The organism is Cellvibrio sp. BR, from assembly GCF_000263355.1.
In the GTDB taxonomy this organism is placed as follows: Bacteria; Pseudomonadota; Gammaproteobacteria; order Pseudomonadales; family Cellvibrionaceae; genus Cellvibrio.
The window spans coordinates 196433-217980 of record NZ_JH668203.1 but is presented as its reverse complement, the minus strand read 5'-3'; the positions used below and the strand labels follow the sequence as shown (position 1 = coordinate 217980).

Below are 21548 nucleotides of genomic sequence, written 5' to 3'. Positions count from 1 at the left end.
GGTTAAATAAAGTTGATATGGATTAAACTGTACGCCTTTTTTACACGGCGCTTTGGATAAGACTATGAATTTGCTTGAAAACCACCCAATCGATGCGATCGCTATTGGCCAGACAGCGACCTACAGCAAGACCTTAACTGAGCGCGATGTAATTCTGTTCGCCGCCTGTTCCGGTGATGTAAATCCTGTGCATCTGGATAAAACCTATGCTGCGACCACCCAGTTTGGTGAGCCAATTGGCCATGGAATGTGGACAGGTGCCTTGGTTTCTGCAGCCATTGCAACCCGCTTGCCTGGCCCTGGTTCCGTGTATCGCAGCCAAAGTTTGAGCTTTAAACACCCGGTAAAAATTGGCGATACGGTGACGGTAACTCTCACGGTAGCGGAAATAAAAGAAAAGATTAAGTTAGTGACGCTGGACTGCGAGGCGCACAATCAGGACGGAAAATTAATCGCCAAGGGTGTTGCCGAAGTCATAGCGCCAGCGTTAAAGCAATCGCTGGCGCCGGGGCATGTACCCGAGATTCAGCTCGGCACTTGATTATCCGACCTCGACAGGCTTTTGCCGGTTTATTGACCGCTTAGGCGTTTTCCAAATGAAATGGCATAGGCTGCCGAGCGCATTTGCAGCACTGGATCTGCACTCGGCGTTACCCCTGCGGTCACTCGGTTGGGGTCAAAGTTTACGCCATCACAATCTCTATCATTGGCATCAGCAGCGCTGATCTCCAATCGCGCCACTTTGACTTTGGTGCGCGTGTCGGGCCAGGTTTGCGAGGGATCAACTTCGCTATCGCTTGCCTCTCCCAAACTGATCTCCATATCCCAGCCGACGGCCCCCTGCGTGAGTTGTTCGCGCAGGTTGTTCATCAAAAAGTCAGTACCGGCGCTGGCGAGTGCGTCATCACTCAGCAATCTTTCACCTGCTGTTGGCGTAAATTGCCAGCGCACCTTGTGGCGCTGTGAGTCGCTACCAGTAAAAAAGAAGGTGTGAATACCGTAATAACTAGTTGATCCATAGCTCCACGAGGGATTGTGGCTTGCAAGCCATGCAGCTTGGGCCTGGGTATCCGGGTTTGCTGCGCGATAGGCTGCGGTTTTGGCCGGGTCAGGTTTGCCAGTTTTGGGGTCAGGAATAAAGGTTTGCAGCAGGCCGTTAAATACTGCAGGGTTTTTGGCTGGAAACATGGGGGTGCTTAGCATGGCCATATTGTGCGATTGGCCATCAGGTAATTTGATTTGCAGTGCCATACCCCTAGGGCCACGGGCAGAGTCACTGGCGGCGGGATTGCCACCGCCCAGAGAGAAGCGCACTGTTACGGGATGTGTTTTGCCATTAAAAATCGGCGATGTGGAGTATGTATTTGCTCCCGCTAACCCCGTAAAAGCGCCTTTTGCACAAAAGCCCTTGGCGTGACCTCGCCTCACGCCTTTGTGAACGCCTGAAACGGCCTCAAATGTTTGGATCAGCTCTTGCGGTCCTACAGTTGCCGGTGCGGTGGCCGGTTCCGCGGCAAAGGCCAGACCCGCACTCAGGGCGATAAGGGTGCTGACTAGTAGGTGATTGCAGTGTTGATTGGTGAGGCGTGCGAAGTGATTTGAGCGGTTGTACATAGGCAGGTTTCCGGCGTTAGTGATGGCATGTGCTCATTACGCGACACTAGCTGGCCTCGATCAGGTGAGGCCAGTGTGTTTAATTTTCTTTACTTACCGGGGGCAATATCTGCGCGATTTGCGACTATTCATCCTCCTCATCCAGTCCCGGGTTCCAACCTCCCAGCTCTTTCCACCGGTTTGCTATCAAGCAAAATAAATCAGCAGTTTTTTCGGCATCGTACGCGGCGGAATGAGCGGCGCTGTTACTGAATTCTAATCCCGCTGCTTTACAGGCCTTGGCCAGAACGGTTTGGCCAAAGGCGAGACCGGCAAGGGTAGCTGTGTCGAACACCGAGAAAGGGTGGAATGGACTGCGTTTTATGTGACAACGATCCACCGCGGCATTTACAAAGTTCAAATCAAAATGTGCGTTGTGGCCGACAATCACGGCGCGGGTGCAACCGTTTTCTTTGACTGCACGGCGCACGGCGGCAAGCAAGTCGGTCATCACCATTAATTCCGGTTCTGCCATGCGGTCGGGGCTGTCCAGATCAATGCCGGTAAAATCCAGCGCCGCCTGCTCAATGTTGGCACCTTCAAAGGGCTCAACATGGAAAGAGAAGGTTTCGTGGCGATGTAAAAAACCATCCTGATCCATACGGATAGTGACAGCAGCAATTTCCAGCAGGGCATCGCTCTGGGCGTTAAAACCGCCGGTTTCTACATCCACAATCACGGGCAAAAAGCCGCGAAAGCGCTGTGCCAGTGGAGAGTCGGGGTCGCGAGAGTTTTCAGGTGGATTCACTGTATCGCCTTAAGCCGTGTGCAACTGGCTGGTAGTCGTGCCGGATTGGAGTTTCCAGCGCAGGGTTTCACCGGCGCGCAGCGGCACCAGTGGTTGGTCGCCCATGATCAGGCTATCGGGTACTTGCCAGTCTTGTTTTGCCAGCGTGATCTTGTCGCTGTTGCGCGGCAAGTTGTAAAAGTCTGCGCCAAAATGGCTGGCAAAACCTTCCAGTTTGTCGAGTGCGCCTGCATCTTCAAAGGCTTCGGCATAAAGTTCGATCGCGGCAAACGCGGTGTAGCTGCCGGCGCAACCACAGGCGGCTTCTTTTTTGTCTTTGGCGTGCGGAGCCGAATCGGTTCCCAAAAAGAATTTCGGGCTGCCACTGGTAGCGGCTTTGATCAGCGCTTGCTGGTGGGTGCCGCGTTTCAAAATCGGCAGACAGTAATAATGCGGGCGAATACCACCGGCGAGCATGTGGTTGCGATTGTAGAGCAAGTGATGTGCGGTGATGGTCGCCGCAACATTGGCGGGGGCGGCGGCAACAAATTCCGCAGCATCGGCGGTGGTAATGTGCTCCAGCACCATCTTCAACGCAGGAAAGTCGCGCACTACCTGGCTAAAAGTGCGATCCAAAAATACTTTTTCGCGATCAAAAATATCAATTGCACTGTCGGTCACTTCGCCGTGCAATAAAAAGTGCATACCTTCTTTTTGCATGGCCTCCAGCACCGGGTAAATCTTGTTTAAATCCGTCACACCCGAGGCCGAATTGGTGGTGGCGCCAGCAGGGTAGAGTTTGCAGGCTTTTACGCCCGCCGCTTTGGCGCGCGCGATTTCGGCTGGGTCAGTATTGTCGGTGAGGTAGAGCACCATCAGCGGCTCAAAATGACTCCCGGCTGGGCGTGCTGCCAAAATACGCGCTTTGTAATCCAGCGCTTGCTCCGCATTCATTACCGGTGGCACCAGATTGGGCATCACTATCGCCCGCGCAAATTGCCCGGCGGCATCGCCTACTGTGCGGCCCAGTGCAGCGCCATCGCGCAAGTGAATGTGCCAATCGTCGGGGCGGGTGAGCGTCAGTGTTTGGGTCATGAGTGGTGATTCCCTAGCGGTGAGCAATAAACAGCAGAAAAGTGGCCGCATGCTACCAAAAACGGCATATCTCCGCAGCCCTAATTCTGATCGGCAATTGGTAGCTTGCTGGCTATACTGCAAACACTGTCCCTTTGCTTGAGCTGAGATTGCATGTTTTTGTTCTCCAGATGCACGACCCTCGCTGTTTTTGTCGTTTTGTCTTCCTTGGCTGCAGCTTTCAGCCAGGCGCAGACTTATGCCTCTGGCTTTGCGGATGCCGAGTGGAGTACCAAGTCAGGTCCCTTTGCTTGCAGTCTCAGTCATGACATTCCCGCTTTTGGCACCGCTTATTTTGGCCAAAACGCCGGGTCAGCCGGTTTTTTTGAGTTTCGTGGCGTTAAAAAAGGCTTTCCTGCGGGTGCAGTAAAACTGGAATCAGTGCCACCCTTGTGGCGTAGCGATGTTGCACCGCAAACCCTGTTTACCGTGCAAACAACGCCAGTACGATTAAATGCGGAGCAGCTCAAGACTATGGTTGCTTCACTCGAAAGTGGTACCAATCTGGTATTCAGCAGCGCCGGCACCAATGAGGATGGCACCAGTGTGCGGGTGATAGTTGATGCGCGCAATTTTGCCGCCAGCTACACCACTTATAAGCGCTGCCTTGCCAATTTAATTCCTTATACTTTTGGTCAGCTGTCGCGTACGGTAATTTATTACGCGGGCGATGCATCAACCTTAAGCTCTGCAGCCAAAGCTCAATTGGACAAAATTGTGCGTTACACTAAAGCCGACAATAAAGTTCTGGGTATTTTGGTGGATGCGCATAGCGACAGGCGTGAAACTGCTGAAGCGGCAGAGCAGTTGTCGCAACAGCAAGCGGAATTAGTGACTGATTATTTAATTGATAAAGGCTTGCCCGCCGCATCCATCACCACACGCTGGCACGGCGATCAGTTTCCGATTGCCGATAATCAACACAAGGTAGGTCAAGCGAAAAATCGCCGCATCACCCTGCGCCTTGAAAATGAATCTACCCGCAAGGACATGGAGCGTCGTGTTGCTGCACGAAAAGCAGCGGAGGAAAAAGTCGCTGCAGAACAGGCAGCAAAAGCGGCAGCGGAGGCGGAAAAACAAGCGGCGAGTGGGGCGTCGTCCGTCACTACCAGTCAGCTGGAAGAGTTGGTGGAGCAGCAAAACCTCAATAACGGCAAACAGCCCGATCTGTAATTTTTCCTCACCTCGCTGCGCGCGGACTTGCATTTTTTAACCACAATTCCCAAATCATTCTTAACCCGGTTTTCAGGATCGGGTTGGAATTATTTTATCTGCCATTAGTCTCAATGTGCGAGCCAGTGTCTTTGCGACCTGAATTCATCTTATCTAAGGAGCCATCCATGCACACATTGACTGCCAAATGGGCGTCCGGCATCAAAACAGTTATTGCAATCGTGAGTATCAGTGTTGTTTCGTTGGTGAGTCAGGCGGCGGAGTTGCCGGATTTCACCCAGCTTATTGAGCAGCATTCACCGGCGGTGGTAAAAATTACCGCTGTGTCTAAAGGTCTGGCTGTTGAACCCCAGCGCGCCTTACCTCCGGATATGCAAGGCTTGCCAGATATTTTCCGCGAACTGTTGGAGCGCCGCCAAGCGCCGCGTGATCGCGGTTCATTGGGGTCTGGTTTTATTATTTCTGCCGATGGCTATGTGCTGACCAATGACCATGTGGTCGACAAAATGGACAGTATCACCGTGATCCTAAATGACCAGCGCGAGTACAGCGCGACGTTGGTCGGTAGCGACGAACGCTCGGATTTGGCGCTACTTAAAATCGATGCTAAAAATTTACCGACCCTGGCCTTGGCAAAAGACGAAACCTTGAAAGTAGGTCAGTGGGTGGTGGCGATTGGTTCGCCTTTTGGTTTGGACTACTCGGCCAGCGCTGGCATTGTCAGTGCTATCGGGCGCAGTATTCCCTCGGCGCATAGCGAGAGCAATTATGTGCCGTTTATCCAAACGGATGTTGCCATCAACCCCGGTAACTCCGGTGGCCCGCTATTCAATATGGATGGCGAGGTAGTGGGTATTAACTCCCAGATCTACTCACCCAGTGGTGGCTCGGTCGGTTTATCCTTTGCGATTCCGGCGTCATTGGCTATCGATGTGGTTGCCCAGTTGAAAGACAAAGGCCGGGTGGATCGCGGTTGGTTGGGGGTGATGATTCAGGATGTGGATAAAAACCTCGCCAGTTCGCTGGGGATGGACAAGCCGATGGGTGCCCTCATCAGTGAGGTTGACCCCGACGGTCCCGCGGCCAAATCGGGCTTGGAAGCCGGTGACCTGATCATTAAATTCAACGGTCAGGCGGTAAATACATCCAGCGATTTGCCCTATTTGGTCGGGCGCACTGCGCCAAAATCCAAAGTGCCGGTGGTAATTATGCGCAAGGGCAAACAGCAGTCACTTAACGTTACTGTGGGTATTTTGCCGGTATCGCCTCAGGAAGCCGCGAGCCGCCCTGCATCAGCACCTGTCCAAAATACAGTGGATAGTTTGGGCTTGATTGTTGCCCCTTTGGATCGTACCCAGCGCGGTGGCGCTGATGCCGGGGTAGTGGTGCAGCAGGTAAAAGCGGGCAGCCCTGCGGCAGAAGCCGGGTTGCAGGTTGGGGATATCATTACCCAGTTGGCGTTTAGCGATATCAAATCCACGGGTGATTACGCCAAAATTGTTAAAGGTTTGCCTAAAAATGAACCGCAAGCGATTCGCTTCTATCGCGAAAATCGCCCGGTATTCAGGTCAATTATCATCAAATAAACCTTAGCGGTTGCCTACCGCTGTCGGGCGAATAACGGCGCCCGGTAGCGGTTTAACATAAGTCACGGCTCGTCCAGTGGTCGCGTAGCACCCACCCTGCAAATAGGCTAGAATGCCGCCCATTCTTTTCATGTCCCAACCTGGTTGGGGTTCATCTTTTTAATCATCTTAAAGTAGTTAAGCGCCTGTGACTGACCTGAGCCATATCCGTAACTTTTCCATCATCGCCCACATTGACCACGGTAAATCCACCATCGCCGACCGCTTCATCCAAATGTGCGGTGGCCTGAGTGACCGTGAAATGGAAGCGCAAGTGCTTGATTCCATGGATCTGGAGCGCGAGCGCGGCATTACTATTAAGGCCCACAGCGTGACCCTTTATTACACGGCGCGCGATGGTAAAACCTACCAGCTCAACTTCATTGATACCCCAGGCCATGTGGACTTCACTTATGAAGTATCGCGCTCACTGGCGGCCTGTGAGGGGGCGTTGTTGGTTGTGGATGCCGGGCAGGGTGTAGAAGCCCAGTCAGTTGCCAACTGCTACACCGCAATCGAGCAGGGGCTGGAGGTAATTCCGGTCTTGAACAAGATGGATTTACCGCAGGCAGAGCCAGATCGTGTTGCTCAGGAAATCGAAGACATTATCGGCATTGATGCCACCGAAGCCGTTCGTTGTTCAGCCAAGTCCGGCTTGGGTATGGAAGATGTATTGGAAGAGTTGGTGCGCTTGGTTCCGCCACCCGTTGGCGATGTGGATGCACCGCTGCAAGCATTGATTATCGATTCCTGGTTTGATAACTACCTCGGCGTTGTCTCATTGGTGCGCGTAAAGCAGGGCACCCTGCGCCTTAAAGACAAAATCATTACCAAAACCATCGGCAAAGCGCAGATTGTTGACGGTGTGGGCGTATTCAGCCCCAAACCTACCCAGTTAAAAGAACTCAAGGCGGGTGAAGTAGGCTTTGTCGTTGCCGGTATCAAAGACATTCACGGCGCGCCCGTGGGCGATACCATCACCCACGCGCAAACCCCTGATGTTGAGGCGCTGGAAGGTTTCCAGAAGATCAAGCCGCAAGTTTATGCCGGTATGTTCCCGATCAGCTCCGACGACTTCGAAGATTTCCGCGAAGCCTTGGCTAAGCTGACATTGAACGATGCTTCCTTGTTTTACGAACCCGAAAGTTCAGATGCACTGGGTTTTGGTTTCCGTGTTGGCTTCCTGGGCATGTTGCACATGGAGATCATTCAGGAGCGTTTGGAGCGTGAATACGATCTCGACCTAATTACTACCGCGCCAACGGTAGTATTTGAGGTGGTGAAGCGTGGTGGCGAAGTGATCTTTGTTGATAACCCATCCAAATTGCCGGATCCAGGTTCTATCGAAGAAATGCGTGAGCCGATTGTTGAAGCCAATATCCTCGTTCCGCAAGAGCATTTGGGTAACGTGATCACTCTGTGTATCGAAAAGCGCGGTGTGCAGAAAGATCTGCAGTTCACCGGTTCCCAAGTGCGTGTGCGCTATGAGTTGCCGATGAATGAAGTGGTTACCGATTTCTTTGACCGACTGAAATCTGTGAGTCGTGGTTATGCCTCGTTGGATTACAGTTTTGTTCGCTTCCAGGCGGCGAGTCTCGTGCGTTTGGACGTATTGATCAACAGTGAAAAAGTTGATGCTTTGGCGATTATTGTGCATCGCGATAAAGCCCACAGTATGGGCCGTTCACTCACCGAGAAAATGAAAGAGCTGATTCCGCGTCAGATGTATGACGTTGCGATCCAGGCCGCTATTGGTGGACAAATCGTTGCGCGTTCAACGGTGAAGGCGTTGCGTAAAGATGTAACAGCCAAATGTTACGGTGGCGATGCTACGCGTAAGAAAAAGCTATTGGAAAAACAAAAAGCCGGTAAGAAGCGCATGAAGCAAGTGGGCAGCGTTGAAATTCCGCAAGCCGCTTTCTTTGCTGTACTGAAAATTGATAGCTAGTAAATATCGATAATAGTCATCGCAGACCAATAACCCACTAAGGAAACTTGATGAGCAGTATTAACCTTCCTCTGATCCTCACGCTCGCGGTATTGATTACTGGTCTGGTGTGGTTGTTTGATGCCTTGGTGTTATCTCGCCCGCGCAAGCAAAAGGTGGCGGCTGTTGAAAAACAATTTGGCGGTATGGTGTTGGAATCCGAGCAGCAAAAAACTGCTTACGAGGAGGCCAAAGCGGTTGCTGCCAAAGAGCCGATGCTGGTTGAGTATTCCAAATCGTTTTTTCCGGTACTGTTTATTGTTTTCTTTCTGCGTTCGTTTTTGGTTGAGCCTTTTCAAATTCCTTCCGGCTCCATGATTCCGACCTTGGAAGTAGGCGATTTTATTCTGGTGAATAAATTCGCTTATGGTGTGCGCGCACCGGTATTAAATAAAGAAATAATCCCCATCGGTAAACCGCAGCGTGGCGATGTGATGGTGTTCTTTCCTCCCCATGCGCCAGAGACATACTATATTAAGCGGGTGATCGGTATCCCCGGGGATCACATCACTTACAACAATCATCAGCTGACTATTAATGGCACGGTTGTGGAAGAGAAGCTGATCGCCCAATTACCTGCCGGCGCACCAGTGTTGAAAATGACGAGCGAAAAAATTGACGATAAGACATTCACCACCCATAAATATCTAAGACCCAGCCGGTTAAGCATGCAGGGTTCATGGGTAGTACCGGCGGGGCACTACTTTATGATGGGTGATAATCGCGATAACAGTTTGGATAGTCGCGAATGGGGTATGGTGTCGGAAGACGCGATTGTGGGTAAAGCCTTTGCAGTCTGGATGCATTGGGATTCGTTCTTCAGTATTCCCTCGTTTGATCGTGCGGGCGTAATTCAATAATTTATTATCCTTTCAACTCCGGAGTTAAACCTGATGCGAGCCAATCAATATAAAACGATTAAACGCCAGCGCGGTTTAGGTATGTTGCAGTGGGCGCTGGTGATCGCGGTTGCTGGTTTCTTTTTGTTGTTTGCATTTAAAGTGGTCCCGCTCTACGCGGAGAATCGTTACGTTGAATCCGCCTTGCGTTCGCTGGAAACGGGTGGCGAAAAAGTAGAGCAAATGACCGATGCTGAAATTAAAAAGAAACTCAGTAATTTCTATCTGATCAACAATGTACGCAGTGAAGGTCCGACCAAAAACATCAAAATTGACCGTCGTAGTGAAGACCTGCTGATTACAATTGACTACGAAACCCGTGTTCCTCTTTTTTATAATATTGATTTGGTGTTGAGTTTCCAAAATCATCTGGACAGCTCCCGTCCCGGTCAATGTTGTAAGCCTGCTACAGCGACCAAATAACTTGTGTTAACACTTAAATACCAACGCCTTGAACAACGTCTCGGCTACTCTTTTAAAGACCAGCGCCAGTTACAGCTGGCGCTAACCCATCGCAGTCATGGCGCTACCAATAATGAACGCCTTGAATTCCTGGGCGACTCCATTCTGAATTTTATTATTGGTGAAGCTTTATTTACACGTTTGCCCGAGGCGCGTGAAGGTCAGTTAAGTCGCTTGCGCTCACAAATTGTAAAGGGCGATACACTTGCCTTATTGGCGCGAGAGTTTGAGTTGGGTGATTGCCTGATTTTAGGTGAAGGTGAACTTAAGTCCGGTGGCAAGAGCCGCGATTCCATTTTGGCCGATAGTGTAGAAGCTATTATTGGTGCAATCTATTTGGAGAGCGGTCTGGATCTTTGCCGCGAGCGAGTGCTCACCTGGTTTGCTCCACGGCTCAATGAGTTGAGCGCAAATACCAGCGCTAAAGACTCCAAATCCCGTTTGCAGGAATATTTGCAGTCACAGCGCCAACCCTTGCCTGAATACGTAGTTGCTGAAGTAGGTGGTGAAGGACATGCTCAGGTGTTTACTATTGAATGCCGCGTTGTGCTCGCTAAACAACCGACCCGCGCTATAGCATCAAACCGCCGTGAAGCCGAAAAACAAGCAGCTGCGTTAATGTTAGCGCAATTAAAAATCGATTGATTCTTCCTGTTCACCTACGCGCTTTTTTACAACTAATCCCTTATTTAGTAATTCTATGACCTTCACTTCAGATACAGAACATTCATCGGCCAGTCGCTGCGGTTATGTCGCCATTGTCGGTCGTCCTAATGTGGGTAAGTCGACATTGCTCAATCATATACTTGGGCAAAAAATCAGTATTACCTCGCGCAAACCACAAACAACGCGTAATGCGGTGGTGGGAATTAAAACCGAAGGCGATGTACAGATTATTTTTGTCGATACTCCTGGCATGCACCTTGGGCAACAGAAAGCGATTAACCGTTACATGAACAAAGCGGCCACCAGCGCGATGAAAGATGTCGATGTAGTGGTGTTTGTTGTGGATCGTTTTATCTGGACGGAAGAGGATGAAGCGGTTGCTGAAAAATTGCAGCACTTGCCTTGCCCGATTATTTTGGCCGTGAACAAAGTGGATCAAATTGAAGACAAAGAAAGCCTTCTTCCTCACTTGCAAACCCTGTCAGAAAAACTCAACGTCGCGGAAATTGTACCCATGTCTGCGCTGCGCAATACCAATTTGGATCGTTTGGAGGCGCTGATCACCGAGCGTTTGCCCGAAGGTGTGCATATGTACCCGGATGACCAGATTACCGATCGCAGCTCGCGCTTTATGGCGGCAGAAATTGTGCGTGAAAAAATTACCCGTCAATTGGGCGATGAATTGCCCTATGAAATGGCAGTTGAGATTGAAGAGTTCAAACAAGAAGGTAATTTGCTCAATATCTCTGCGCTTATTTTGGTGGAGCGCGACGGCCAGAAAAAAATTCTGATTGGCGATAAGGGTGCGCGTATCAAATTAATCGGCACCGAAGCGCGTGTTGATATGGAAAAGCTATTTGAGATGAAAATCATGCTCAAATTGTGGGTCAAGGTAAAATCCGGTTGGTCAGATGATGAGCGCGCCTTGCGCAGTCTCGGTTATAACGAGTTTTAATGCCTGCTTATGCGTGTTGATCTGCAGCTCGCATATATCCTTCACACGCGTCCCTATCGCGATACCAGTTTGCTTATCGATTTGCTCACGCCCGATTATGGGCGTGTCACCGCTGTAGCGCGTGGTGTGCGTAAAAATAAAACCCCCAAGCGTCAACTGCTCAATCCTTTTAGCCGTCTGCTCGTATCATGGCAGGGCAAAACGGATATGAAGTTGCTGACTAGTTTTGAATCGGACAACCTTTTCCTCTCACTCACGGCGAATCACTTGTATTCGGGTTTTTACCTGAATGAATTACTGGTGCGTTTGTTGCCAGAGATGGATAGCCATAATGGCATTTATCATGCTTATGAGCATAGTTTGCAGGCGCTGCAAATGGGTGAGGATATAGAGCCCTTGTTGCGTGCCTTTGAATTTAGATTGCTGGAGGAGTTGGGTTATGGCTTGGATTTCACCCAGGATGCACGTAACCATTGCGCTATAGTGCCGGAAGGGTGGTATGAGTGTCATATTCAAGAGGGTTTTTTCAGTGCGGCTCCTGATATTCCTGAACACTTTTTACTAAAAGGTGAAGCGCTATTGGCAATTGCTGTCGGTGACTATTCCAGCTCTATCACTCGCCTTACTGCCAAACAACTAGCGCGACGCTTACTCAAACCACTGCTTGGTAGTCGTCCACTCAATAGTCGCGAATTATTTGTTCAGCACAAGCCTACAGAGTAAAACCGCGTAGCGGTCAGGTGACTGCAGGTCAGAATGCTGTCTGAATTAATCAGGCGAGTGTTTTCTCCAAACCAAAAAGCGCGTCTATATCTTTATTGGTTCCCCAGCGAATTAAATCATCCAATGCGTGATTAAGTGCGGGAATTGCATCGCGTGCCTGTTCGTATTGTGTGCTTTGGAATAATTTGTCCAGTAGGCCACTGATGTGTTTTAACCGGGGCACGCCGCAATAACAGCTACTGCCATAGAGACGGTGAATCAATTCCCCAGCCTCATCAAAATCACCGTTGTTAAGCGCATCATTAATTTGTTGTTTTTCACTTTCTAATCCCGCCAACAGCATACTTAACATGTCGCGTGCCAGCGCCGGTTTATTGTTGGCGAGTTTTAAGCAGAGGTTTATATCTACTGAGCCAGTGTGATCCTCCGTGGGAATTCCTGGTTTGTTAGTGCTTTTTTCTTCGATCTGGATGACGACTTCTTTTTTGCCGGTAAGCGTGGCCCAGCGATTAATAATGTGCGCCAGTTGTGATTCGTTGACGGGTTTACTGATGCAGTCATCCATGCCCGCAATTAATAGTTCCGCTTTTTGCTCAGTAATGGTATGTGCTGTTAGCGCAATAATTGGCGTGCGACGTTTACCTTGTTCGAGTGCGCGAATATGGCGTGTCGCTTCCATGCCATCCATGCCGGGCATTTGGATGTCCATAAAAATCACATCGAATTCGTGTTCGCTGCAGGCTTCAATCGCTTGCTTGCCGCTGTTTGCTTGCACTACCTGAGTATTTAAGCCGCGCAATAATTCTGAAGCCAACTGCAAATTGGCCGGATTATCATCCACTAATAACACGCTGGCGCTAGGGCGCAGCGCTTCTTCGTCATCCTGCTCGCGCAGATCTTTAATGTGCAAATCCAGTTGTCGCCCGAGCGTTTGCAGCAGTGCATCATAGGATGTAGGTTTGTTAATAAATAATACGCGGGATTTTTCTGCATAGGAGCGGAACAATCGTTGATGCGCTGTGGTGCAGCAGGCAATGAGTGTGCAGTTAAATTCAGTATGCAGTTGCTCAGCGAGATTATTTAATAAAATGGGTGGGATTTTGCGCTCGTTGGGTGGGATATCCAAAATCAACAAATCAAAACTTTTATGTTCATCGCGGGCACTGCGCAGCATAGGGAAGCAGTCATGTATGGCGGGAATGCTCTGCGTATTGGCATTCCACTCGTGCAATAAGTTATTTAATTGTTTGATGGATGCGGGATTTTCGCCACACAACAAAATGCGATATTCGCTCAGGTTGGCCAATTGATTGGGGGCAGGTTGGCGTTTGTCTATGCCAAGGCGTGCCGTAAACCAAAAGGTGGAACCCTTATCTGGCTCGCTCACTACGCCTATTTCGCCGTTCATGCGCTCTACCAAACCTTTGCAAATCGCGAGGCCAAGTCCGGTGCCTTCGTGCTCGCGACTGCTGGAGGAATCGGCTTGAATAAAGGGACTAAACAATTGCTCCTGCTCTTCGCGCGACAGCCCTATGCCTTCATCGCTCACACAGACTTTGAGCGTGATTTGTGTTTCCTGACGCTGCAAAATACTGACATCAATGATGATGTTACCTGACGTACTGTATTTGATAGCATTGCTCACCAAATTGGATAGCACTTGTTTAAAGCGCAATGCATCACCCAATAAGTTTTTAGGGATGCAGCGCTCTACATAATTTATCAATTCCAAATTTTTATCGTGTGCATCCGGTGCAAAAATATGTAGCACTTCATCGATGGAGTGGCGAATCGGCAGCGGTGCGTAATCCAGTGTGAGCTTACCGGACTCAATCTTGGAGAAATCGAGAATACCGTTAATCACAGTCAACAGGTTTTGCGCAGAGTCGCGAATCGTTTCCATATATTCGCGCTGCTGTTCATTAAGGTCCGTTTTTAACGCAAGGTTGATAAACCCTAAAATGCCATTGAGCGGCGTGCGAATTTCATGGCTGGTATTGGCAAGGAATTCGGATTTCACTCGGCTGGCTTCCAAGGCTTCTTTGCGCGCAAGGTCCAATTCCACGTTTTGAATTTCAATGGTTTCCAACGTTTCGCGCAGGTCTTCAATCGCGTGGTCGATATGCGATTGCATATCCGCTTGCGCCGCTTCCATGTAATCCGCCATGGTATTGATTGATTCAGCAAGCCCTAAAAACTCGCGCGAGTGTTGTTGCTCAACCCGCTCATTGAGTCGACCGCGCGCCAAGCCCTGCACCACATTATTGATGTGTTCTAATGGTTCAGTAATGCGGTAGTAGAGTGAGATCGCAAAGTAAGCGCCGATAATCAAACATAAAATAGTAATAGCAATGGTGAGTACAATGGCTTCGTAGCGCACTACTGCAAACGGCGCGGTTAATAATTCCAGCTCAACCCAACCGATAGCATTGGTATTGTCGCGACTGACCAGTGGGTGAGAAAAACGCAGGGTGCGATAGGTACGGTATTCGGTGGGGGCATCCATGCTCGGGGCACTTGCATCATCGCCCCCCATAAATTGTGGGCCGCTATGAAAATGTTGTTTGGCATCTGCATGGTAAGCGCGTATTGCACGTATATAAGGTTCTTCAATCGAGGCATCCAAAATGTGCTGGATTAATTCGGCATTGTTTTCAAGGATGGGTTTGTGCAGCAGGTGCGCAGTCTTTTGTGCAAGCAAGCTCCCGCGTAAATCGATAAATTTATTAATTTGCGAGATACACAAATAGGTCAGGCTGGTGGCGATGAGAATAATGATGATAAACGAGGGGATAAAAATCAGGCGCCAGACATCAGATTTAATATTGCTGTGTTTATTTTTGCTGACAGGATTCATAACAACGCGGGCCTTATTTTTGTGGTAATCCGGAAATTGGCTAATAGTCCAGTGGCGAGCAGTAAGTTTTAACACCAAGTGTTCGCAGGCAGGGTGATCGCGGGTAGAATAGCCGCCTCCCGCGCGGCTGCGCAACGGTAGCGTGGAAAAGCATAGCCCCTTCCGCCAAATAAAAGCCGGCTCGTAACCTGATTTAACCACTCCGAGGTCAGTATGGAATTCCCCACCATTGAAGCATTTGTTGGTAATACTCCGCTGGTGCGCTTGCAGCGCCTGCCCGGTGTGACCAGCAATACCTTGCTGGTGAAGCTGGAGGGCAATAATCCGGCGGGCTCGGTAAAAGATCGTCCCGCACTGTCCATGATCAGTCGCGCCGAATTGCGCGGCGACATCAAACCAGGCGATACCTTAATTGAAGCAACCAGCGGCAATACCGGCATCGCCCTGGCGATGGTGGCGGCGATCAAAGGCTACCGCATGATTTTAATCATGCCCGACAATTCCACTGCGGAGCGCAAGGCCTCCATGTTGGCTTATGGTGCGGAGCTAATTTTAGTCAGCAAAGAAGCGGGCATGGAAGGCGCGCGTGATCTCGCCCTAAAAATGCAAGCAGAGGGTAAGGGCAAGGTGCTCGATCAATTTGGTAACGCCGATAATCCGCTTGCCCACTACACCACTACTGGCCCGGAATTGTGGCAACAGACCGGTGGCACCATCACCCATTTTGTCAGCTCCATGGGCACCACCGGTACTATTATGGGGACCTCGCGTTTTCTCAAAGAAAAAAATCCGGCTATTCAGATTATTGGTTTGCAGCCGTCTGAAGGGGCGCAAATTCCTGGCATTCGCCGCTGGCCAGAAGCCTATCTGCCCAAAATTTACGAGCGCGACCGCGTGGATGGCATTGTAAATATGCCCCAAGCCTTGGCAGAGCAAACCATGCGCGAGCTGGCGCGCAAAGAAGGTATTTTTTGCGGCGTGTCATCCGGTGGCTCAGTGGCGGCGGCATTGGAACTGAGCCAACAGGTGGAAAATGCCGTGATAGTGGCGATTATTTGTGATCGCGGTGACCGTTATTTATCGTCCGGATTGTTTAATCAGTGATATGGATGTGGTTGGTAGCTGATCGCAACGCATGGAATGCACCCGGATGTCATTCGTTAGATAATCATACATTTGTTAAATAATAATAAATCAGGATAAAACTATGACGGCAATGACGACGGTAATGCGTTGGGTTTCACTCAGTATTTTTATGTGTGTGTTGCAAGCATGCGGTGGCGGTTCCGGATCAACTGCGCCGGGAGCCACTAGCAGCCAGCAAAGTAGTACTGCGACGCTCTCATCAAGTAGTCAGCAGAGCAGTGTGGTGCTGTCCTCCAGTAGTTTGTCGATCAGTCTGGCATCGTCGAGCAGCGAGCAAACCAGCTCGGCGGCGACTTCGGCATCGGTGTCATCCGTTGAGTCCACGAGCAGCGCCAGTCAGTCCAGTATTCCGACTGACTTTCCGTCGGGAACAGCGGAGGCCTTGCCGGTCTTGGACATTACCACCACAGGAGCAGCGCCAATTGTGTCCAAAGAGAATTACCTCACTGGTAATTTTTCGCTCTCGGGCGATGAACAAAATACCCTGAGTGGTGAGTTGGAAATTCGCGGGCGCGGTAATTCCACCTGGTCATGGGTTAAAAAGCCTTATCGACTCAAATTAACCAGCTCCGCCCAATTATTGGGAATGCCGGCGAGCAGGCACTGGGTCTTGTTAGCGAACTACGCCGACAAAACACTGATGCGCAATGATATTGCCTTTCGTTTTGGGCGTAGTTTGGGTATGGAGTACAGCCCGCGTAATCAATATGTTGAATTGCATTTGAATGGTCAGTATCAAGGTATTTATCAACTGACTGAGCATATTCGCGTCGCCAGGGATCGCGTGAATATTGTTGAATTAAAAGACAGCGATACAGCGACTCCCAATATTACCGGCGGCTACTTGTTGGAAGTGGATTTCCGTATGCATAGGGATTATTGCCAAACCGCATTCTGGGAAAGCTACTGCGTAAATGGCGTTAATTTAGCGCGTGAAGAAACCTTCTGTGTGGATTCGGCTCATGGCATGAATCCTTTCTGCCTTGATACACCGGAGACTTTGCTGGAGCCAGCGTGGGCTGCACAGCGCAATTATATTGAGCAATACATCACCGATACTGAAACTGCATTATTTGGTGATAATTTTGCTGACCCGAATACTGGCTATGCGGCTTATATCGATGTCGATTCTGCTATTCAGTATTTTTTAGTGAATGAATTGTTTAAAAATCCCGATGGCGCTGTAGCGAGTTTTTATCTGTATAAAAAGCGCAACGGCAAATTATTTTTTGGCCCGATTTGGGATTTCGATTTAGCCATGGGCAACGCCGGTTATGACAATGTCGATAAAACCGAGGGCTGGCATATCCGTCCGGCTCCCTGGTTTAACCGTTTATTTCAAGACCCCGCATTTGAAGCAAAAGTCAAAGCGCAATGGCAATTGTTAAAAACCCAGGGCAAGCTGGAAGAAATTTTTCAGTACGCACAAGCCCGTGCAACTTGGTTGGATAAGCCACAAGAGAAAAACTATTCAATCTGGGATATCACTGATTTTGAGTCGTGGATTATGCATCCCTCTCGCGCCACGGGCAGCTATGAGACTGAAGTCAATGAGTTGATTCGCTGGCAGCGAGAGCGTTATGAATGGATTGATGAACAATTCAGTCAGTAATTATGTCGACGGTGCACAACGCCCCGTCACTTTCTGTAATACCGGGAATTTTTAATGTCCAATCGCAGTGGTAAAAATAGCAGCTCATCCAAAGGCGGTACGCCTAAAAAAGGCGCTAGTTTATTAGGCAAAAAGCCGCGTCCCAAAAAAGCGGATGGCAAAGTCTATGTGCGCGATGACGCACCGCGCCGCAATCAACCGCGCGCGGCGGAAAAGGTGTTGCCACAATTTAATAAACGCCTGGGTGAATTCACTATCGACCGTTTAAGTCACGATGGTCGAGGTGTGGCCGATCTGGACGGAAAAACCATTTTTATCGCCGGTGCATTGGTGAATGAAAAAGTCAGTGCACGCTTGGTTGAAGAACATGCACGTTTTATCGATGCACGGGTTGATCAGCTGATTGAGGCATCGCCTGAGCGGGTTGCGCCACCTTGCGTGCATTACGCACAGTGCGGCGGTTGTCAGTTGCAACATATGCAACCGGCCCAGCAGTTGCTGATGAAACAGGATTCGCTGCTGCAGCAATTAAAACGCTGGGGCGGGGTAGAACCGAAACGTGTGCTTGCGCCGATTACCTTGGCGGATACCGGTTATCGCAGCCGTGCGCGTTTGGGCGTTTGGTATGAAGATGATGGCAGTGTGAGCCTTGGCTTTCGTCAGCACTACAGCAACCAAATTACCCAGGTCGATCAGTGTTTGGTATTGGCGCCCGAGTTGAACCAATTGCTCGCGCCACTGCGTGTGTGGCTCACCGAATTGCGCGCGGCCAAAGCGGTCACCCATGTCGAACTGGTTAAAGGGCAGGCCGATGGTTCGCTCAGTAATAGCGCGATTATTATTCGCCACACTAAAAAACTGGCTGAGGCGGATCTGCACTCGCTGGCACAGTTGGCGGCACAACAGCAGGTGAGTGTCTGGCTTGAGCCGAATGGCAATCTGGGGCTCACGGATCTGCAGGGCAATAGCTGCGACCCACGTTTGCATTATGAAGTGGCGGGCCTGAAGCTCGCCTATCACCCGCAGGATTTCACCCAGGTTAACCCGCACGTTAACCAGTTGATGGTTGCCCAAGCGCTGGAATTATTGGCACTGAAACCGGATGACCGCGCGCTCGATTTATTCTGCGGCATAGGTAATTTCACCCTGCCCATGGCGCGCCAGTGCGCGGAGGTAGTGGGCATTGAGGCGGTCGAATCCATGGTGTTGCGTGGGCGCAAAAATGCGGAGACCTTGCATATCGGCAACGCAAAATTTATCGCCGCGAACCTGACGGATATGACCCATACTCAATTGCAGCGCTTGGGTGGCAACATTAATGCGCTCTTGTTAGACCCGCCCCGCGATGGTGCAAAAGATATTATTGCCAGTATTCAGCGCTGGGTAACAGGTAAGCAACTTTCACCTAAGCGAATTGTCTACGTCAGTTGCAACCCGGCGACTTTGGCGCGGGATTCAGCGCTGCTCGCCGAGGTGGGTTATGAGCTGGATGCGGTGGGTGTGCTGGATATGTTCCCGCACACCAGTCATGTTGAGTCTATGGCGCTGTTCTTGCTGAAGAAATAAAACTACCCATTCGCCTGTTGTTAGCGAAGGGCATGCAAACCTCGATTGAATTTAAGTGTTGACCGGCCTGCGCGGCCGGTGGCACGCAAGAATAAGTAAGGCGAACCTCATGGTTAAAGTCAGAGCAGATCACCCTATAGCCGCCGATGGTCAGGTGGATATAGATGCCTGGATCGACCGCTTGAATAAATCCTCCCTGCAATCCGATACCAGTCGCGCTGAGCTGCGTCGTGCGGCGGAGCTCAGTTTATCGCTGGTGGACATCCACGCCGAAGACGATCACAACTGGGGCGAGGATTTCTCCTGTTTTCGCATCGGCTTGGAGATGGCGGAAATCCTTGCGGATTTACAGCTGGATCAAGATGCTCTGGTGGCCGCGATTCTCTACCGCGCCGTGCGCGAACACAAAATTACGCTGGTGGAATTGCAAAACCGCTTTGGTGAAACCGTGGCCAAGCTGGTGAAAGGTGTGCTGCGTATGGCGGCCATCAGTTATCAACGCAATGAACACGAAGACCGGGTATTAGGTTCACAGGCAGTCGAGCAGGCGGAAAAGATCCGCAAAATGCTGGTGTCCATGGTGGATGATGTGCGTGTTGCGCTGATCAAATTGGCCGAGCGCACCTGTGCTATCCGCTCGGTGAAAAACGCCGAAGCTGACCGCCGTCGCCAGGTGGCGCGTGAAGTGGCGGATATTTATGCGCCGCTCGCCCATCGCTTGGGTATTGGTCATATCAAATGGGAATTGGAGGATTTGTCCTTCCGCTACCTGCAACCCGAAGATTACAAACGCATCGCCAAGTTGTTGGACGAGCGCCGGTTAGCGCGCCAGGAATATATCGATAAGCTGTTGGAGCGGCTGCGCAGTGAGTTGAAAAAAGCCGGCATTGAAGGTTCGGTGGGCGGGCGGGCCAAACACATTTACAGCATCTGGCGCAAAATGCAGCGCAAGGGCATTCCCTTTTCACAGGTGTACGATATTCGCGCGGTGCGTATTTTGGTGCCCACGGTGCGCGATTGTTACGCCGTACTGGGCATAGTCCATAGCCTCTGGCGCAATATTCCCCACGAGTTTGACGACTACATCGCCTCGCCCAAAGAGAACGGCTACCGCTCGCTGCATACCGCCGTGTGGGGGCCGGAAAACAAGGTGCTGGAAATCCAGATCCGCACCCAGGAAATGCATGAGGAATCGGAGCTGGGAGTTTGTGCGCACTGGCGTTACAAGGGCACCGACACCAAAGCGACCCAGGACGGCTACGAGCAGAAAATCGCCTGGTTGCGCCAGGTGCTGGAATGGCATGAGGAGTTGGGGGGGGATCCATCTCACCTGCAGGATGACCTGCGCGCGGTGAATCAGGATCGTATCTACGTCTTTACGCCGGAAGGCCATGTGGTGGATTTACCCCGCACTGCCACACCGCTCGATTTTGCTTACAAAATCCACACCGATGTCGGCCATCGCTGCCGCGGCGCCAAGGTCAACAACCGCATAGTGCCGCTCAATTACCAGCTTACCAATGCCGATCAGGTGGAAATTCTTACCGGTAAATTGGAATCACCCAGTCGCGACTGGCTCAACATGGCCTTGGGTTATGTGAATACGGGGCGCGCCCGCGCCAAAATCCAGCACTGGTTTAAACAGCAAGCGCGCGATAAAAATATCGCCGAAGGTCAGGCGCTGCTGGATCGCGAATTCAAACGTCTGGCGCTGCTGGATTTGGACTTCGAAGCGCTGGCGCAAAAGCTGCACTTCAATAGCCTTGATGACCTCTACGCCGCCGTTGGCGCCAGCGATATTGGTGTCGGTCAGGTATTAAATGCCGCGCAAAAACAACTGGATGACGCCAATCCGCAGCAGCCGCTGATTCCGTTTAAAAGCAGTAAGGCGACGCGCCAGAAAAAGGATTCGGATTTTTACATCGAAGGTGTGGGCAACTTGCTTACCCAAATCGCCAACTGTTGTAATCCGGTGCCGGGTGATGCCATCACTGGCTACATCACCCTGGGCAAAGGTGTGTCCATTCACCGTCAGGATTGCAACAACATTCTGCAGCTGCAGGCCGATGAACCCCAGCGCATTATCAAAGTGGAGTGGGGCGAAACACCGCAGAGTCTCTACTCGGTGGATATAGTGATTGAAGCTTACGACCGCTATGGCCTGCTCAAAGACATCACCGTGTTGCTGGATACCGAGCGCATCAATATTGTTGCTATGCAAACCTTGTCGGATAAACGCAAAAATACCGTGGATATGCAGGTGACCGTGGAGATTCGCGGCTTTGATGAGTTGAGTCGCATACTCACCAAACTCAACCAGCTGCCCAACATCGCCTCCGCGCGCCGTAAACACTAGGCGCGCT

The 21548-nt window shown here is 50.7% G+C and carries 18 protein-coding genes; 13 read left to right on the top strand and 5 right to left on the bottom strand.

The features are described from left to right. Positions 1 to 64 precede the first annotated feature (64 nt). Complete coding sequence (locus O59_RS14085) at positions 65 to 541, top strand: MaoC/PaaZ C-terminal domain-containing protein (protein ID WP_007643890.1); 477 nt, start codon at positions 65 to 67, stop codon at positions 539 to 541. Between the two features lie 29 nt (positions 542 to 570). Here O59_RS14085 and O59_RS14080 read toward each other — a convergent pair whose 3' ends face one another. From O59_RS14080 to pyrC, 3 genes are all read right to left on the bottom strand, one after another. Further along, entirely contained in the window at positions 571 to 1614 is a 1044-nt protein-coding gene (locus O59_RS14080; RefSeq protein WP_007643889.1) for a catalase family peroxidase, read from the bottom strand. Between the two features lie 124 nt (positions 1615 to 1738). Further along, a complete protein-coding gene (gene rnt / locus O59_RS14075) occupies positions 1739 to 2401 on the bottom strand; it encodes a ribonuclease T (RefSeq protein ID WP_007643888.1) in 663 nt (220 codons plus the stop codon). 9 nt (positions 2402 to 2410) lie between these two features. Beyond that, entirely contained in the window at positions 2411 to 3475 is a 1065-nt protein-coding gene (gene pyrC / locus O59_RS14070; protein WP_007643887.1) for a dihydroorotase, read from the bottom strand. Positions 3476 to 3628: 153 nt separating this feature from the next. Here pyrC and O59_RS14065 point away from each other — a divergent pair, with 153 nt between their 5' ends. Both O59_RS14065 and O59_RS14060 read left to right on the top strand, forming a co-directional pair. Continuing rightward, entirely contained in the window at positions 3629 to 4687 is a 1059-nt protein-coding gene (locus O59_RS14065; protein WP_040392736.1) for an OmpA family protein, read from the top strand. A 167-nt stretch (positions 4688 to 4854) separates the two neighbouring features. After that, a complete protein-coding gene (locus O59_RS14060) occupies positions 4855 to 6273 on the top strand; it encodes a Do family serine endopeptidase (RefSeq protein ID WP_007643885.1) in 1419 nt (472 codons plus the stop codon). 3 nt (positions 6274 to 6276) lie between these two features. Here O59_RS14060 and O59_RS22205 read toward each other — a convergent pair whose 3' ends face one another. Continuing rightward, positions 6277 to 6405 carry a hypothetical protein gene (locus tag O59_RS22205; RefSeq protein WP_255321713.1) on the bottom strand — a complete coding sequence of 43 codons (129 nt, stop codon included), beginning with the start codon at positions 6403 to 6405 and terminating at the stop codon, positions 6277 to 6279. Positions 6406 to 6460: 55 nt separating this feature from the next. On the opposite strand from O59_RS22205, the gene lepA reads away from it, so the two are divergent. Genes lepA through recO form a run of 6 tightly spaced genes read left to right on the top strand, consistent with a single transcriptional unit; the run spans position 6461 to position 12004 of the window. Next, positions 6461 to 8260, top strand: a complete 1800-nt coding sequence (gene lepA / locus O59_RS14055) for a translation elongation factor 4 (RefSeq protein ID WP_007643883.1) — start codon at positions 6461 to 6463, stop codon at positions 8258 to 8260. Positions 8261 to 8310: 50 nt separating this feature from the next. Then, positions 8311 to 9159, top strand: a complete 849-nt coding sequence (lepB, locus tag O59_RS14050; RefSeq protein ID WP_007643881.1) for a signal peptidase I — start codon at positions 8311 to 8313, stop codon at positions 9157 to 9159. Between the two features lie 33 nt (positions 9160 to 9192). Further along, positions 9193 to 9621: a DUF4845 domain-containing protein gene (locus tag O59_RS14045; protein ID WP_007643879.1), complete on the top strand. Its 429-nt coding sequence runs from the start codon at positions 9193 to 9195 to the stop codon at positions 9619 to 9621. Between the two features lie 3 nt (positions 9622 to 9624). Continuing rightward, positions 9625 to 10305, top strand: a complete 681-nt coding sequence (rnc, locus tag O59_RS14040; protein WP_007643877.1) for a ribonuclease III — start codon at positions 9625 to 9627, stop codon at positions 10303 to 10305. A gap of 55 nt (positions 10306 to 10360) precedes the next feature. Continuing rightward, positions 10361 to 11281, top strand: coding sequence for a GTPase Era (era, locus tag O59_RS14035; protein ID WP_007643875.1), 921 nt, complete (start codon positions 10361 to 10363; stop codon positions 11279 to 11281). Between the two features lie 9 nt (positions 11282 to 11290). Beyond that, the gene (recO, locus tag O59_RS14030; RefSeq protein WP_007643873.1) at positions 11291 to 12004 is read left to right on the top strand and encodes a DNA repair protein RecO; all 714 of its coding nucleotides are present in this window, start codon (positions 11291 to 11293) and stop codon (positions 12002 to 12004) included. A 49-nt stretch (positions 12005 to 12053) separates the two neighbouring features. On the opposite strand, the gene O59_RS14025 is transcribed toward recO, so the two are convergent. Continuing rightward, positions 12054 to 14861 carry a response regulator gene (locus O59_RS14025; protein WP_157152584.1) on the bottom strand — a complete coding sequence of 936 codons (2808 nt, stop codon included), beginning with the start codon at positions 14859 to 14861 and terminating at the stop codon, positions 12054 to 12056. A gap of 213 nt (positions 14862 to 15074) precedes the next feature. Between O59_RS14025 and cysM the strand changes: the two genes are divergently transcribed. From cysM to relA, 4 genes are all read left to right on the top strand, one after another. Then, the gene (gene cysM, locus O59_RS14020; protein ID WP_007643865.1) at positions 15075 to 15965 is read left to right on the top strand and encodes a cysteine synthase CysM; all 891 of its coding nucleotides are present in this window, start codon (positions 15075 to 15077) and stop codon (positions 15963 to 15965) included. 103 nt (positions 15966 to 16068) lie between these two features. Next, positions 16069 to 17619 carry a CotH kinase family protein gene (locus O59_RS14015; RefSeq protein WP_007643863.1) on the top strand — a complete coding sequence of 517 codons (1551 nt, stop codon included), beginning with the start codon at positions 16069 to 16071 and terminating at the stop codon, positions 17617 to 17619. Between the two features lie 54 nt (positions 17620 to 17673). Then, complete coding sequence (gene rlmD / locus O59_RS14010) at positions 17674 to 19185, top strand: 23S rRNA (uracil(1939)-C(5))-methyltransferase RlmD (RefSeq protein ID WP_007643861.1); 1512 nt, start codon at positions 17674 to 17676, stop codon at positions 19183 to 19185. 109 nt (positions 19186 to 19294) lie between these two features. Further along, complete coding sequence (gene relA, locus O59_RS14005; protein WP_007643852.1) at positions 19295 to 21541, top strand: GTP diphosphokinase; 2247 nt, start codon at positions 19295 to 19297, stop codon at positions 21539 to 21541. Positions 21542 to 21548 lie beyond the last annotated feature (7 nt).